13 protein-coding genes are annotated in these 16,591 nt (G+C 33.1%); all 13 read right to left on the bottom strand.

The window, feature by feature from the left end; all coding sequences use genetic code 11:
• Window positions 1-53 precede the first annotated feature (53 nt).
• The 13 genes from C564_RS0107995 to spoIIID all read right to left on the bottom strand — a co-directional run bounded on the left by C564_RS0107995 (window position 54) and on the right by spoIIID (window position 16,470).
• On the bottom strand, window positions 54-1,868 hold the full coding sequence (locus tag C564_RS0107995; RefSeq protein WP_003202117.1) for a polysaccharide biosynthesis protein: 1,815 nt from the start codon (window positions 1,866-1,868) through the stop codon (window positions 54-56).
• Window positions 1,869-2,252: 384 nt separating this feature from the next.
• Window positions 2,253-2,912 (bottom strand): CpsD/CapB family tyrosine-protein kinase, encoded by a 660-nt coding sequence (locus C564_RS0107990; RefSeq protein WP_018764953.1) that lies wholly within the window; start codon window positions 2,910-2,912, stop codon window positions 2,253-2,255.
• Window positions 2,902-3,600 (bottom strand): YveK family protein, encoded by a 699-nt coding sequence (locus C564_RS0107985; RefSeq protein ID WP_003202114.1) that lies wholly within the window; start codon window positions 3,598-3,600, stop codon window positions 2,902-2,904. Before C564_RS0107985 ends, C564_RS0107990 begins: the two co-directional genes overlap by 11 nt.
• 1,030 nt (window positions 3,601-4,630) lie before the next feature.
• A complete protein-coding gene (gene galU / locus C564_RS0107980) occupies window positions 4,631-5,512 on the bottom strand; it encodes a UTP--glucose-1-phosphate uridylyltransferase GalU (RefSeq protein ID WP_018764952.1) in 882 nt (293 codons plus the stop codon).
• Window positions 5,513-5,596: 84 nt separating this feature from the next.
• Entirely contained in the window at window positions 5,597-7,270 is a 1,674-nt protein-coding gene (gene tagH / locus C564_RS0107975; RefSeq protein WP_018764951.1) for a teichoic acids export ABC transporter ATP-binding subunit TagH, read from the bottom strand.
• Window positions 7,271-7,286: 16 nt separating this feature from the next.
• Complete coding sequence (locus tag C564_RS0107970) at window positions 7,287-8,090, bottom strand: ABC transporter permease (protein WP_018764950.1); 804 nt, start codon at window positions 8,088-8,090, stop codon at window positions 7,287-7,289.
• Window positions 8,091-8,092: 2 nt separating this feature from the next.
• Window positions 8,093-9,292 (bottom strand): CDP-glycerol glycerophosphotransferase family protein, encoded by a 1,200-nt coding sequence (locus C564_RS0107965; RefSeq protein ID WP_018764949.1) that lies wholly within the window; start codon window positions 9,290-9,292, stop codon window positions 8,093-8,095.
• Window positions 9,293-9,338: 46 nt separating this feature from the next.
• Window positions 9,339-10,346, bottom strand: a complete 1,008-nt coding sequence (locus C564_RS0107960; RefSeq protein WP_018764948.1) for an NAD(P)H-dependent glycerol-3-phosphate dehydrogenase — start codon at window positions 10,344-10,346, stop codon at window positions 9,339-9,341.
• 133 nt (window positions 10,347-10,479) lie between these two features.
• Window positions 10,480-12,984 carry a glycosyltransferase gene (locus C564_RS0107955; protein ID WP_018764947.1) on the bottom strand — a complete coding sequence of 835 codons (2,505 nt, stop codon included), beginning with the start codon at window positions 12,982-12,984 and terminating at the stop codon, window positions 10,480-10,482.
• Between the two features lie 131 nt (window positions 12,985-13,115).
• The gene (locus tag C564_RS0107950) at window positions 13,116-14,282 is read right to left on the bottom strand and encodes a CDP-glycerol glycerophosphotransferase family protein (RefSeq protein WP_142317627.1); all 1,167 of its coding nucleotides are present in this window, start codon (window positions 14,280-14,282) and stop codon (window positions 13,116-13,118) included.
• Window positions 14,283-14,288: 6 nt separating this feature from the next.
• The gene (gene tagD, locus C564_RS0107945) at window positions 14,289-14,684 is read right to left on the bottom strand and encodes a glycerol-3-phosphate cytidylyltransferase (protein WP_003202099.1); all 396 of its coding nucleotides are present in this window, start codon (window positions 14,682-14,684) and stop codon (window positions 14,289-14,291) included.
• 349 nt (window positions 14,685-15,033) lie between these two features.
• The gene (locus tag C564_RS0107940; RefSeq protein ID WP_003202097.1) at window positions 15,034-16,035 is read right to left on the bottom strand and encodes a rod shape-determining protein; all 1,002 of its coding nucleotides are present in this window, start codon (window positions 16,033-16,035) and stop codon (window positions 15,034-15,036) included.
• A 162-nt stretch (window positions 16,036-16,197) separates the two neighbouring features.
• Complete coding sequence (spoIIID, locus tag C564_RS31780; protein WP_018764945.1) at window positions 16,198-16,470, bottom strand: sporulation transcriptional regulator SpoIIID; 273 nt, start codon at window positions 16,468-16,470, stop codon at window positions 16,198-16,200.
• Between the last annotated feature and the right edge of the window lie 121 nt (window positions 16,471-16,591).

The following is a 16,591-nucleotide window of genomic DNA, read 5'->3' as shown; positions in this document are numbered from 1 at the left end:
CATTTTTCTAAATAGTAAAATACGTATCTAAACGCACGTATTCAAATCGACATTCACACTATATTTTGCGAAGCTATACGGTTATTTGCCAATGCCAATACCTGTTCTCTCAATTCTAATTTCTCAAGATTAGGGTATGTTTGAATAATTTCTTCAATTTCTTTTATATAAAGATTTGATGTTTTACCTATGTAAATTTTAGGATGGATTTGTTGCTCATGCACTTCTTCTTTTTTCAGCAATTCTTCAAAAAGCTTCTCTCCAGGTCTCATTCCAGTGAACTTTATTTGTATCTCATCTAATGAATGTCCTGATAATGTAATTAAGTTTTTCGCAAGATCCACTATTTTGACAGGATCACCCATATCCAAAATGAATATCTCCCCACCTTTAGCTAATGCCCCAGCCTGTATTACAAGTTTAGATGCTTCTGGAATTGTCATAAAGTAACGAATCATTTTTGGATCAGTGACAGTCACTGGTCCCCCTTGCTTAATTTGCTTTTTGAACAGTGGTATAACACTACCACGGCTTCCTAATACATTTCCAAATCGTACAGCCACAAATTTCGTACTACTTGTTTTATCTAAGTTTTGGATTACCATTTCAGCAAGCCTTTTTGTCGCTCCCATTACACTCGTAGGATTCACAGCTTTATCTGTAGAAATCATTACAAACGTCTCAACTCCATGCCAACTTGCTGCTGTTGCTACGTTTGTTGTCCCGATCAAATTATTTTTTATCGCTTCTTCAGGATTACGTTCCATTAAGGGTACATGCTTATGTGCAGCAGCATGATAAACAACTTGAGGATGATATTGACTCATGACTGACATCATTTTCATATCATCCTGTACATCAGCAATTTCTGTAGTAAAGATAATATCGGTGTCACTGTATAGCTCTTTTAATTCCATTTCAATGGAATAGATACTATTTTCACCATGACCTAATAAAATCAGTTGTTTTGGGTTAAAATGTGCGATTTGACGACAAATTTCAGACCCAATTGAGCCACCTGCACCAGTTACTAAAATAACTTTATTAGTTATAAAATCTGAAATACTTTCAATATCTAATTCAACCGGCTCACGCCCTAATAAATCTTCTACCTGAACATCACGAAATTCATTTACTGAAACCTTTCCAGTCACTAAATCCTCTAACATCGGAAGAATTTGTGTTTTCATTTTTGTCTTAGAACACTCTTGGAAAATCATATTTAATTCTTTCTTACTAAGTGAAGGAATTGCTATTATGATACTGTCGATGCCTAATTTCTGAACAGTAGATTCAATGCGATTCACTCCCCCGACCACTGGTATCCCAAGTATATCCAGTCCGTGTTTCTTTATATTGTCATCAATAAAAGCAACTGGTAGTAATTCTGTTTCATTATTATTCAACAACTGCCGTACAACCATTGTACCTGCAGAACCTGCACCAATAATTAGCGTTCGTTTTTTATTGTCACCCTTTTGGATATAAGCATCTCGGAACATTCGCCATAAAAAACGTGATCCTCCGATCAATAAAACATGGATCATCCAAGTAACAACAAGTAGACGGAAATAAATATCATGGAGTAATATTTTTTGTACTACTGCTGTTGTGATAATAGAAAGTGTAACTGCTTTCAAAATAATGAGTAGTTCGCCTATACTTGCATACTCCCATGCTTTTTTATATAGCTTATAAATAAAAGAAAAAATATGATGGCTAAGAAGCAAGGTCATCGCACTTGCTACAATAGGCAATGTTATAACGTGGAAATCAGCACTTACTAAAAAGCGACTAAAGAAAATCGTGGTTAATACAATTAAGGAATCTACTAAAATTAATAGAAACAATCTTTGATGATACGTCATAATAGGCCCCTCTCTCAATTTTTTGTAACTAATATTTTTATCTATATATCTAACTAAAGATTTAAGGAAGGAAATAAATGACTAACTAATATAAAGTTCCTGTCTACAAGATCCTTCAAAAAGACTTTCTAGACAGAAACTTCAAATAAACACGGGCATTTAACCCTCCCTCACATCACGCTCTTGACGACTAACGTCTAAGGTGTTTTAACCCACAGCATAATCGAGTGCCTCCATTGATAGCGGTAAGGAGACATCACCGTACCATATACTTTTTTTATAGGTGACCTTTCATTCTGTACCGAAGAATGTCCTTCCTCCTTACCCTATGAGCTAAAAAGTACTGTATGAGCATCGCCCGCATAACTGATTTGAATAAATCTCTTATACCTTTTTATTCAAAATAGCCCCTAGAAACCTACTGTTGCTTAAACCTAACACTCTTTCTGCTTCAACTACCGCTTCACTAGCAGTTTGATTGCAACTTAATACCAACAATACGCCATCACACTGACTAGCTAGTATACTCGTGTCTGTTACTTCCAAAAGAGGTGAAGAGTCAAATAAAATAACGTCATATTGTTCTATTACTTTGTTAATTAAATCTTGCATGGATAGTAAGCTAAGCAGCTCAGCCGGATTATTAACTTCAGAACCACTTGTTAAAACATGTACATTTTTGATTTCCGTCTGAATTACCGCCTTCTCTAGCGTTACTTTTCCCTCTAGGATATTTGTTAATCCCGATCTATTTTCTATTCCAAAAATTTTATGTAGTTCTGAAGTTCTTAAATCCGCATCAATGACTAAGACCCTTTCATCCTGCTGAGCCATAGAAACCGCCAAATTTGCCACAGTAATGGTTTTCCCTTCCCCATATCCAGGAGAAGTAATTATTATAGTTCTTTTTTTATCTGCTTCAGATACAAACTGAAGATTAGTACGAATTGTTCGATATTCCTCAGCAACCTTCGAATTCGGAGCTGTATGCGCAATTAAATTACTATTATCAAGAGGACGACTTTGTTTTTTATTAAGAATCAAATGTTTTTCCTCCTACCATTACACTTTCTTTCTTACTGTTTTTATCTACTATATTATTTTTTTTCATTTGGGAAACACTTCCTAAAACAGGGATCGGTAGTAACTTTTCAATATCACGTTCCGATTTAATTGTTTCATCAAGGGAATCCAATAAGAAAACGATCCCTATACTCAATATAAATGCGGCAGCCATGGCCAGCTCTATCGTACCTGCATGATTTAGGTTTATTGGCGAAGGGTTTCCTTGTGCGTTTGCTTCTGTTAAAATACGAACACTTCCGAAATTCATAACAGATTTTGCTTCTTCTTTATAAACATTTGCTGTAACATTAGCAATTTGGGCAGCCTGCACTGGATTAGTATCTATAGCTGTTATAGTGACAATCTGTGATTCTTCCACCTTTCCAACACTTATCTGTCCGCTTAATGCGCCTGCTGATTTTTTCAAATTTAGTTGCTGCGCTACTTTTTCTAAAACAACAGGTTCTTTAATCATCACTTTAAGTGTACCCATTGCTTCAGGATTTGCCGGAATAAGGATCCTTGCGGAAGATGAATATAAAGGCGTTTTCATAAAAAAACTGTATATCCCACCAACTAATCCGGCCAATATTGTGATTACTGCCATAATCCAAAATCTTCTTTTTATAATATTAAACAAGCTTTTTAAATTTATTTCCTTCTCCATACTTCCCCTCCACTATTATTTAATTGATTAAAAATGAAGTTAAATATATATTGCACAACATCATTTAATTTACATCTGAATATATTTACAAATCACCATCCGAATATACATATTTCCACTTGTTCAAAGATGTACAAAATCACTCCTAATTTTTATTACAATGACTGACCCTAAAGCATGAATAAATCCTCAAAAATTCCTTTATAGTGTTACACTATTTCATGTAACACTATAAAGGAATTAGTGTTAGTATCCTCCACATAGAACATTGCACAGTCTTTTAAACAAAGCCTTACTCTGTAAGGTTTTAACTATATACCTATGTATATTTACTTTTCATAGTCAGGGGAAATCAATCAAAATTATACATATTTATCCTAGCGTTAACACGTATATTTAAATTAATATTTATATATTTAAATTAATATTTATATTTATATATTCAATGTAATTTAATGCAAGATAAGAAAATTGAACTTTTCAAGTATAGATTTGATTAACAAAACAAACGTTTCGTTTCATTAATCATAATATACTCATGTATTATTCATTTTAGTTCTTGATAATACCCCCGTCAATATAAATTTATACGTCCAATTCACTCTCTACCTAGAATATCCCATTCAATTATCTTCATATAAATTCACACATAATCTCATAAATAATTATTTCAAGGAAGTAAAGATCGTATAGTCATATGCATATTACCCAATTAAATTCTTGTGACGGTATCTATATGTCCAACAACCGCTTATAAAAGAGTTTAAAAACAATTGTTGAATTATAGAGTTGAGGTCCTCTTATTAAAAAATGAAGCAAAATAGTAGCATACTATAAGTAGCCGATAACCATTTATAAATAAATGAAACAATATTATCCTCTTTTGACGATTAATGAAAGAGAAATAACATTAGAAAGTCCCATTCCAAAACTAACATAGCCTTAACTTTTCCCCAACATATTGACTGAAATCTACAAAAAACTTATTTCTAATGAAATAGACTTACGTTCTTTTTTGTATCGTTAAAGCTTAGTTACAAGCCATTTCGCTTTCCACTAACTTTTTCATATAATCTAATAGCTCTTTTTTTAACTCTTCATGTTGCAGTGCCATTTCAATTGTTGTTTGAATAAATCCTAGTTTTTCTCCGACATCATAGCGTTTTCCTTCGAAATCATATGCGAATACACGTTGAATTTCATTTAAACGCTGAATCGCATCTGTTAACTGAATTTCTCCGCCTGCCCCTGTTTGTTGATCTTCTAAGAACATAAAGATTTCTGGCGTTAACACGTAACGTCCCATAATCGCTAAGTTAGATGGTGCTGTTCCTTTAGCAGGTTTTTCAACAAATTTACTCACTTGATAACTACGATCCTTTTGCTCTAACGGATCAATAATACCATAGCGATGCGTTTCATTCTCTGGAACAGTTTGAACACCAATTACTGATGATTGTGTATTCTCATATTGATTCATTAATTGGCGTAAGCATGGCGTATCCGCTTGAACAATATCATCACCAAGTAGTACCGCAAATGGCTCATTTCCAATAAATTTACGAGCACACCAAACAGCATGTCCTAGACCTTTAGGCTCTTTTTGACGAATATAATGAATGTTGATCTTTGAAGATTCTTGTACTTTTTCAAGAGTTTCATACTTTCCTTTTGATAGTAAGTTTTGTTCTAATTCAAAGGAATGATCGAAATGATCTTCAATTGCACGTTTTCCTTTTCCTGTTACGATAATAATATCTTCAATTCCAGACGCAATTGCCTCTTCCACGATATATTGAATTGTTGGTTTATCAACAATTGGTAACATTTCTTTTGGCATTGCTTTTGTTGCTGGTAGGAAGCGAGTCCCTAATCCAGCTGCTGGAATAATAGCTTTTCTTACTTTTTTCAATGGTATTCCTCCTAGTAATATATAATTTTTTTATATTTACTTGATTGAACAATTAACAAACACACTTATTATATCAATATTTCCTTATTTTAATATATCGAAGATGGATATTTGCTCAATTGTTGAACCATTAGAAGCAAACTTAAAATCAAACTTATCAGATCGATAAATTAATAAAGAACTATCTTCGTTTTTCAATTGTGCTTCACCCAATTGTTCTAACAACGTTGCCTTCAATATATTTACGTTCTTAAGACTTACCTGTTTAACAATCAATTGATTATTATATAAAACATCAATTTCTTTATATTTTGTTAGTACTCCTTCTGGTACTTTTTCTTCATTTTGAGGAATACCTATTATACTAGTTACATCCTCTTTACGCTTACCTAAAAAAGTAAGGGCTTGTTCCAGATTTTGAGAAGTACCTTCTAATTTTTTTATTTTATTTACAACATCCTCATAAGATAATGCATCAGTAAATGGAATTGAGCTTACTATCTCTTCACTAACCCATCCTTCTTCCCCATTATCATAAATAGCCTTCAACCAATTGACCCCAGATTTTTCATCTTTTTTCTGATCCTTTACCACAAAAGGTGTTCCAAATACCATAGTAGCAATCGCTTGTCCCTCTAACGCTGGCACACTTCTCACACGAGCTTTAGCAGAATTTACATACCGAACATCTAAATCAGCTAATGGATTCTTCTCTTGTTTAACAACTTTTGCTTGTCTAGATTGTTCTTTCTTTTGTTCTTTAGCCTGTAAAGGAGAAAAGATATTATCCCTTTGCCAATACGTCAATCCACTTATAGTTGTAATTAGTAATACACCAATTAAGCCAGCAATATACTTACGTTTGATTCGATTATTCTTACTGTGAACATGCGCTCCACTTAATCTAGGTGCATAATTGGAAGCTTCTTTTGGAACCTCTTTTGAAGCAATATTTACCTCTGCCAACCCTTTTCCTTCCTGTTTCTCCATTGCTTCTTTTTTGAAGTTTTGCTGCTCTTCTTTACTCATTGCCTTATATTCTTTTAAGAAACTTTCATACTTCGGCATTACTTCCTCAATAGGACCATAATCTCTAATTTCACCGTATTCAAGCCATAGAGCCTTTGTACAGAATTTTTTTACTTGTCCTAAAGAATGGCTAACAAAAAATATTGTTTTTCCTTGTTCTTTAAATTCATTCATACGGTTTAAACATTTATCAGCAAATGTTTGATCACCTACTGATAAAGCTTCATCAATTACGAGTACATCTGGATTAATACTAACTGAAATTGCAAACCCTAAACGCGATTTCATCCCGCTAGAATATTTTTTCACTGGCATATCAATAAACTTACCTATATCAGCAAAATCAATAATTTCAGGTGTTAACTTTTCAATTTGTGCTTTACTCATTCCCATCATTAAGCATTTAAGCTCAATGTTTTCTCTACCTGACAATTGATTATTAAGACCAGCTGCGATTGCAATAAGTGCGACTTTCCCTTTTATGTCGATACTTCCAGTTGTAGGCGGTGTAATTCCAGCAATCAAATTAGACATTGTAGATTTTCCAGAACCATTTACCCCAACAATACCAATAACATCGCCTTGTTGAGCCTCAAATTCTAAGTTTCTTAATGCATAAAAGTCTTCACCAAATCCTCCAGGATACAGAATATCCTTTAATTTCTCAGAGTTTTTGCTATGCATTTTATATTTTTTTGTTACATTATGAAACCTCACTGATTCATTCATTTTTTTACAACCCTCATCATAGATAATCTGCAAAGTGCTTTCTAAATTTCACATGTAGCGTTGCACCAATTAATAATACAACAAGAACAAAACCCCAAAAACATAGTGCATAATTTAGATCTTCATAAAACCAACCTGTTCCTAGTAAGGAAGCCCGATATCCATCAACAATATAGCAAAATGGATTTAACTGCATAATTTTTTGAAGAAACGATGGTAATTTTTCAGGTGTCCATAATATAGGCGTTAAGTATAGCAACATTCGCATAATTGATTGAACAATCATTTGAACATCCCTCACAATTGTTGCTAACGTTGACGTAATTAAGGAGAGTGAAAATATTAACATAAGGGTAGCAAACATATAATAAACAAGCTGAATATAATGAATAGAAATACCTTGACCCGTTACTAAAAATAAAATTGTCACAATACCGATAAGTATCAAATGCTGATAAAGATTAGACATAATTACAAAACTTGGGATAACACTCATTGGAAAACTCATCTTCGAAATCATATTTAACCTTGTATAAATAGACTTAGATGCTTGTAGCATTGCTGGTTGTACAAAAAACCATACAACAAGCCCTGCAGATAACCAATAAACAAATGATACTCCATTTACTCCTTGACCACCCCGAATCCCAAAGCCGAATACAAACCAATAAATACTCATCTGTATGAGAGGATTCAAAACTTCCCACACAAGTCCTAAATAATTATTATTATTTGTACTTTTTACTTGATAAATAGATAAACGTTGAATTAAATATAGACTGTTTACCTGTTCTTTTAATACCATAATCATTGAGTTCATCTTTACTGTGCCTCTCCGAAGAATATTTTCTCTACTACTCGTTTAGAAGCAAAACCATCTTCTAAATAACAATAATTATTATAGAAGGTATTATATTCCCCTGCAAATTCACCTAAACCTAGAGTTTCGAATCTTAATATTTCCTCAAGCACTTCTTCTGTATTCATCACAACTGGACCAGGAGCTTCTGTCTCTAAGTCAAAATAAAAACCTCTTAACTTATCACGATACGAGTCAATATCATACGTGTAGAAAATGATTGGTCGTTTCAAATTCGCATAGTCAAAAAAGACTGAAGAGTAATCTGTAATTAACAAGTCAGATAGTAAATACAGCTCATTTATATCGACATGCTTAGAGAAATCATACACAAACCCTTTATACGGTTCTAAATCAAACTGTTCTGCAACTAAGTAGTGCATGCGTAACAAAATGATATAATCTGAACCTAATTGTTTCTGCAAAAGATTTAAATCTAATTGTAAATCTAATTTATATCGACCTTTACTATAAAACTGATCGTCTCGCCACGTTGGGGCATATAAAATAATTTTTTTATCTATAGGTAATCCATTCTGTTTCTTTAATGTATCGATTGCCTTAGAATTATTATTTACATATAAGAAATCGTTACGAGGATATCCTGCTTCAACAACAGTTTTTTGAAATTGAAAAGCCCTCTTAAATATTTCAGTCGAATATACATTAGGGGAAAGTAAATAATCCCAGTTTTGTGCTTCACGATGAAAGTTGTCCTTATACTTTTCAGTTGTTGTACCTGGCATATGAACTTCTTTCATATCACCCGCTAATTTCTTAAGAGGTGTACCGTGCCAAGTTTGTATATAAATAGTATGCCTTGGCTTAGGAAGCCAAAGTGGCATTCTACTATTTGTTATCCAATACTGCGCACGTGCCAATAAAATAAACCAACGAATTGAAAATCTTTTTACATATGGGATATTTTCTTTATCAAACTGCGCTGTGTAATTTTTATTTACACTCCAAACCATTTGAAAGTCCATGTCATTTCGTAACATATATTCATACATAGCTCGTGGATTACAACTATATTGTTTTCCGGAATAACTCTCAAATAAAATTAACTTCCTTTTGGGAGGCAAACAACTACAGAAAAGAAATACTGCCTTACATAGTTTTTTTACAATACGGTGATTTTTTATTCTTCTTATAAATCCCATGTTATTTACACACCTTCTAATTCAGTCGCTTCATACTTACGATACATTAACGCGAAACCTCGCCTTTTCCCGTTCTTCCCATTAATGCGTCTACCTCTTCTTTTGCATTTTTTCCATTAAATAAAACATTATATATCGCAGTCGTAATCGGCATTTCAATACTCATTTTTTCAGCTAAATGATATGCTGCCTCAGCTGTACGAACACCTTCTACCACCATGCCCATATTCTCTAATACTTCTTCTAAATTATGACCCTTACCAAGTAAATTTCCAGCTCGCCAATTTCGACTATGAACACTTGTACAAGTCACAATTAAATCACCGACACCTGTTAATCCCGCAAAAGTAAGCGGATTTGCTCCCATCTCACACCCTAATCGTGTAATTTCCGTTAGTCCCCTGGAAATTAACGCTGCTTTTGCGTTATCTCCGTAACTAAGACCATCTGAGATTCCTGCGCCAAGGGCAATAATATTCTTTAGTGCCCCGCCTAATTCAACACCAATCACATCTCGATTTGTATAAACACGGAAATTTGTATTCATAAATAGCTTTTGTGTTTTTTCTGCGGCCTGTAGATGATATGACGCAGCAGTTACAGTAGTAGGATGACGAAGACTTACCTCTTCTGCATGGCTTGGCCCTGAAAGAACAACAACACTTTCTATTAACTCTTTCGGCATCTCTTCTTCAATCATTTCTGAGATACGTTTAAATGATCCTGGTTCAATTCCTTTACTTGCATGGATAACTGTTATCGGTTGTTTTACGACGTCCTTTAGTTGCTGCATTACACTACGAATCGCTTTCGTTGGAACAACTAATAGTACCGTATCTATCCCATCCATTACTTCCTCTAGAGACTCGTATCCTTTTATTGTTTTAGAAAGTTGAATCCCCGGTAAATATGCTTCATTCGTATGCTTCTCATTAATTTCATGGATTTGTTCCGCTTTATTTCCCCAAATTCTTACTTCATGTCCGTTATCCGCAAGAACCATAGATAACGCTGTTCCCCAGCTTCCTGCACCAATTACTGTAATTTGTTTCAACACAATCCCCCTCTTACCACCTTAAAAACGTTAGAAACATCACTATTTACGTAAGAAGCTAAGTGATTTATATTGTAAATCACTTAGCTTCCACACTTCATTATTCCATTACATTTTTCACTTTGATTACATCCTATTCCTCTTTAAGAGCACATACTTCATCGTAAAACATTTCAAGAGCATGCTCATTATACTTTTGAAAATCAAATTCTTTAAAAGAAGTTTGATTTAATATAAACTTCTGCATCCCAATTACCAAACCAGTTGTATTATTTTCAACTAGCTCCCCATAACCTTCTTCTAAAATACTTCTTGACCCTGCAATGTCAGTGGCAATAATAGGTTTACCTAGTATTAAAGCCTCTAACAATACCATTGGCTGTCCCTCGTGATTAGATGAGAGAACAAAACAATCGCATTGATTAATAAGTAAGAAAGGATTACTCATTTGACCAGTAAAAATCACTTTGTCCTCTAGATTTTTTTCTCTCACTAAATTCTCTAATTCTTCTTTTAAAACTCCGTCTCCAACAATATAAAGTCTAATATTATCATAGAGTTCCGTAACTTTTGCAAAAGCATGTATAAGCTTTTTTTGATCTTTTTCAGGTGACAACCTTCCCATATTAACAAAATTTATGTTCTCTTTTTGAGGCATTTCAATTCCTGTAATTTTAAGCTTACCATTTCCGTGAATATTTTCTTTTAATAAATATTCTTTCTCATCATATTTATATATGTCGCCTTCTTCAATCTGTTTAAGTACTTTATTAGGGTCAATGGCATTATGGACATAAACACCTTGTTTTAGTGTAATATAATCTTTCAAATTCTTCCTATTTAAGTTTCTTGTGTGTTCTGCAACAGCTACTATTTTATCAAACTCCTTATACAACGGGAAAATAATATTTAGATTAGCTCTATGCTTAAATTTACCTTTAATTTTTTTGGAGTATTCTGCCCACATATCATTATGTTGATAGATACTTCTCTTTTTAAAATCTCCAAACGCAAATAACAATGTCCAAAATGGGACATATCCACTAAAGTCAATAGCTATATCAAATTCCGCATTACCAAATAACCTTGAAATTTCACGCTTGTATAGTTGCTTTGGTAGCACCTTCTGAGCTTTTTCATTCTTTAGCCCCATTTTCATAACATAGTTATTTTGATAAGATTCTTTTAAAGTGGTGTTTAAACTACCTACTCGATAAAACTTTTTCACATTCGAATTAATTTGATTGAAATTATCTCTTGAAATTTGATCGTACTTCCCTTTATCAATAACTGCCACATTGTATTTTGAGTAATCAATATTATTCAAAAGGTTAATAACTGACGTAGTAATTCCATTATTCAAAAATCCACCACAATACATTAGAATATTTTTCTTATTCTCATTTGTAACTTTACATACATTAGCTGTGTGCTTTTCTCTGAAAATAATGTCAATTGCTCTTTCTGTAGCATTCCCATCATCATGATAGCAATATTTTTTCAATGTTTCTTGGTATTTTACACTGTAATCATTTTTTACACTCTTAATGTTTTCAATACTATGAATAACTTCGTCTACCGTATGGCATATTGGACCTGGCATATCTTCTAATTGAACGTATAAACCTCGTTGTTCCTCATACTCTTCCTTATCATACGCTAAGAAAATGATTGGTTTTTCTGTTACCATGTAATCAAAGAATATACTAGAATAATCTGTCACTAAAACATCTACTATTGACATCAACTCATTAGGATCCACCCAATCTGGTATACAAATTTCTCGTAAACTTTCGTCATCTTTAATAAATTTATATGTCAATGTATGAACCTTTAACAAGAGTTGATAATCATTAGGTATCTTAGAGTACATTTGTTTAACAATATTGTTAATTTCATCTTTAATATTATTTACCTGATTTACTCCACCACGCCAAGTTGGTGCATATAAAATGATTTTTTTTGTATCATCAATTTCTACAAATTCTTTTAAATATCCTTGTACTTCTTCTGGGTTTACTTGTAGAGTAAGGTCAATTCGTGGATAGCCTTCATCAACAACATAGCCATTGTATAACCCTTCTAAATCATGAGAATTTACAATAGTATCTGCAGTAAATTTATTAGGATTTAATATATAGTCACAATGCATAAAATTCCTTTGGATATTTTTATGTTGTCCTATTTCTCCCTTCATATCTTTTCCTAATGTTTTAATAGGTGTTCCATGCCAAGTATTCACATAGATTTGCCCTTCTTTTTTCTGGAAATAAGGTGGAAATGTCGTATTGTTAATTAAATATTTCGCTGTTGTTAAATATTTTAAATACTCTTCACTATGAACTTTAACAAACTTAACATTTTTTTTATTTTCATAACGTTTAGCATAAAAGTTATTTCCATCATTCAATGCCCAAACATGTGTATAATCCTTATACTCTGGATTATCGATAATTTTTTTAAAAATTGCGTATGGACTATCTGTCATACCTTTACCATGGAAAGATTCATATAATATAACTTTCTCATCCAAGTCTAATTTCACATAAAAATCTGTATACTTAACAGTTCTCTTAAACCCTTGGTCATTCGAATATTTTTTCAGTGGACCTGATAAAAAATTAATACGATTTTTCATTCTGTTAATCTTCTTCTTGATTTGCAATATTAAAACCTCTCTTTAATCTATTTCTAAAGCATACTTCCTATAAAAAATCTTTTACCTTTCTCTCGAACACATCATTATTATAGGAATGCATGACTACCTTACTATTTCTCTTTAAAAAGCATATTTACAAAGTTCTTGCTTGAATCACCTATCGAATACTCATTCCATTTCAAAGTAAAATTATTTATACTATCTATTTTGAACCTACCATCTGTTATCACCCGTACCACTTCTTCAGTTGTATAAACAACTGGTCCTGGCACATCAGATACATAATCACCAATAATCCCTCTTTTTTTCATATATTTCTTTAAATCGTATGCAAAAAAGATTATTGGTTTATTTAATAAACAAAATTCAAATGGTATAGAGGAATAATCAGTGACTAATATATCCGTCACTAGAAATAGATCATTTATATTTGGATAAAGGGAATAATCATATAAAAAACCTTCATACTTTTCTTCGTAATTACAGGTATTTCGTATTGCTGGGTGCAACTTAACTATAAGGATATACTCATCTTTCAATTGCTTATACATCTCATCGATATCTAGATGTAAATCAAAATCTACTAGCTCTTTATCTCTAAAGGTTGGCGCATATAAAATAACCTTTTTATCTTTTAGATTTGGATTTACTATAAAAATATTATCTTTAACTTTCTGTTGTCTCCGTTCATCAAAAAACAAATCCGTTCTCGGAATACCTGTTTTTAATATATTATTATCAGATAGAGCAAAAGCTTCTTTATAAATGTCAGAAAGCGCTTCTGATCCTACAACAATTTTATGGAAGTTTTTATAAACATTCATAAATCTGTTTTGGGCTCGTAAACTTCTTTTTTTAAAAGAAGGAGCTAATAATCCGAATTTTTTAAAAGCACCTGCTGCATGCCATATTTGAATACACTCTACGCCTTTTTTAAATTTAACTTTCGCTAATGACCCAAAATAATTATCAACAATGATGTATTGAGAAGTGGATAAATGATAGATCGATTTAATAGTGTGAAGTATGTTCTTTGTTTCAAATTTATAAGATTTCACATTCGAGTAGCTATCCACCTCATATTTACATGTAGGTTTATATAAAAAAACCACCTCGTAATTTATACCTTGACGCTGTATTTCCTCATAAATAAAAAATAAATTTTCACCATAAGACATAATAAAAGTTACTTTCTTTTTAATCGGAAACACTTGCATCATATTATGTAAAATTCCAAATAAAATTAGGTAGATTTCTACCATCAATTCTCTAATCATGTACACTTATCTAGCAACTCGTACTAGTTCCTTTTTTATTTTTGTTGTAGAAATCCCGGCTGTACGTGGTAAATATACAACTTCGCAATGCTCCTCTAAGAAATCAAACTCACCTTTCCAGTCATCGCCCATTACGAAAACATCCACATCACGGCTTTGTACGTCTTTTACTTTCTGCTCCCAATTATGTTCAGGAATTACTTCATCCACATACCGAACCGCTTCTAGAATCATTTTACGATTCTCATAGCTATGATAAGATTTTTTATTTTTTAATTTGTTAAATTCATCTGAAGAAACGGCGACAATTAAATAATCTCCTAAATCTTTCGCTCTCTTCAATAAGTTAATATGTCCCCAGTGCAATAAATCGAAAGTTCCATATGTAATAACCTTTTTCATGATCGTGCCCCCTGTGAAATGTTATTATTTTATAATTATTTAGTTTAGAAGTATATTTAAATTAGAGCTTCTCCTACGCCTATGAATGGTAAGAACGACTCAAATTCACCAATGTAAATCCAAAACAAATTTACATAGATTTTACATTGAGTTCACACGAAATTCACAAAGATGATTATAACATAATTTTTATTTACAAACTATGACAATAACCTAACAACTATTGTCATATCCGGCACAAGAAAACGCTTTCTTAATTGGTATTACAAACCTCCTCTTACTTTCTTTTATTTACAAAAAAAGTGCGAAGGAAATAGTTCCTTCACACTTTTTACTACCCTTTATATGACTATTTCAACATACGACGTGGCAATTTATCAATATTCTCTAACATAATGCCTGTACCAACAGCAACACAGTGCATTGGGTTTTCAGCGATTAGTACTGGTACTTTTAATTCTTCTGCTAGAAGCATGTCGATACCATGTAATAATGCGCCTCCGCCTGTTAAGATCACACCGCGGTCAATGATGTCTGCAGATAGTTCTGGTGGTGTACGCTCTAATACACCTTTTGCAGCTTGTACAATGACAGCCGCATTTTCTTTTAATGCTTCTGTAACCTCTTCTGAACATACTGTGATTGTACGTGGTAAGCCCGTTACCATGTCACGTCCGCGAATTTCAAGTTCTTCACTACGTGCACCTGGGAATACTGTACCGACTTTAATTTTAATATCTTCTGATGTACGTTCTCCGATTAATAGCTTATACTTACGTTTAATATAGTTTAAGATCTCCATATCAAACTTGTCGCCAGCCATTTTGATAGAGGAGGAGGTAACAATATCACCCATTGAAAGCACGGCAATATCTGTTGTACCTCCGCCGATATCAACAACCATATTTCCGCTCGGTTGGAAGATTTCCATGCCGGCACCAACAGCAGCTACTTTTGGTTCTTCTTCTAAGAATACTGTTTTACCACCTGAGCGTTCAGCAGCTTCACGAATTGCTTTTTGTTCTACAGATGTAATGTTTGTTGGACAACAAATTAAAATGCGAGGTTTTGAAAAGAAGCTCTTCACGTCCAGCTTGTTAATAAAATGCTTTAACATTGCTTCTGTAATTTCGAAATCTGCAATTACACCATCTTTAAGCGGACGAATCGCTACAATATTACCAGGTGTACGTCCTACCATACTTCTTGCTTCTTCACCTACCGCTAATACTCTTCCAGTATTGCGATCAATTGCTACAACAGACGGTTCGTTTAAAACGATCCCTTTACCCTTTACATGAATTAATACGTTAGCTGTGCCTAGGTCAATTCCGATATCTCTCGCAAACATTCCTGTGTTTTCCTCCTTGATATTCAAAATCAGGTTGTACCCGAATTCTTTTACACCTAATTTCTGATTTTATCATAAATTTAACGAAAACGTAATATTTGAAAAGATAATTCTTCTGAAAAATGTTACGTCATGACCAAGGAATGTTTGCCGTATAATGAATTATTGCTGCACGATTTTTTCTGTATCTTCTTTTCGGTACTTCTGCTTCGTCGCTTCCCCGCCTCTTAGGTGGCGAATCGACTTATGATAATCAAGAATTTCTTTCACTTCATTTGCGAGCTCTGGATTAATCTCCGGTAAACGTTCTGTTAAATCTTTATGGACTGTACTCTTTGATACCCCAAATTCTTTTGCAATCACACGAACTGTTTTTCTTGTCTCCACGATATACTTGCCAATCTTGATAGTTCTCTCTTTGATGTAATCGTGCACACCACTCGCCTCCCTAAATTGGATGTGAGAAGTGTGAAATGAGACTCGCTGCATATGACTAAGAAGTAAATTCGAGTGCTGTTTGTAAGCTTTAAACATTCTGGAATTTATAATGAAATGA

It is taken from the genome of Bacillus sp. 105MF (assembly GCF_000374885.1).
GTDB lineage: Bacteria > Bacillota > Bacilli > Bacillales > Bacillaceae_G > Bacillus_A > Bacillus_A pseudomycoides.
Note: the sequence above shows the minus strand (reverse complement) of the source record. Positions and strands in the feature narration are given on the sequence as shown.

Bases quoted from the DNA above. Each gene is read 5' to 3' on its own strand.
- C564_RS0107950 (WP_142317627.1), bottom strand. From the start codon at position 14,282: ATGATTAGAGAATTGATGGTAGAAATCTACCTAATTTTATTTGGAATT.
- C564_RS0107940 (WP_003202097.1), bottom strand. From the start codon at position 16,035: ATGTTTGCGAGAGATATCGGAATTGACCTAGGCACAGCTAACGTATTA.
- C564_RS0107970 (WP_018764950.1), bottom strand. From the start codon at position 8,090: ATGAACTCAATGATTATGGTATTAAAAGAACAGGTAAACAGTCTATAT.
- C564_RS0107965 (WP_018764949.1), bottom strand. From the start codon at position 9,292: ATGGGATTTATAAGAAGAATAAAAAATCACCGTATTGTAAAAAAACTA.
- tagH (WP_018764951.1), bottom strand. From the start codon at position 7,270: ATGAATGAATCAGTGAGGTTTCATAATGTAACAAAAAAATATAAAATG.
- tagD (WP_003202099.1), bottom strand. From the start codon at position 14,684: ATGAAAAAGGTTATTACATATGGAACTTTCGATTTATTGCACTGGGGA.
- C564_RS0107995 (WP_003202117.1), bottom strand. From the start codon at position 1,868: ATGACGTATCATCAAAGATTGTTTCTATTAATTTTAGTAGATTCCTTA.
- C564_RS0107985 (WP_003202114.1), bottom strand. From the start codon at position 3,600: ATGGAGAAGGAAATAAATTTAAAAAGCTTGTTTAATATTATAAAAAGA.
- C564_RS0107955 (WP_018764947.1), bottom strand. From the start codon at position 12,984: ATGAAAAATCGTATTAATTTTTTATCAGGTCCACTGAAAAAATATTCG.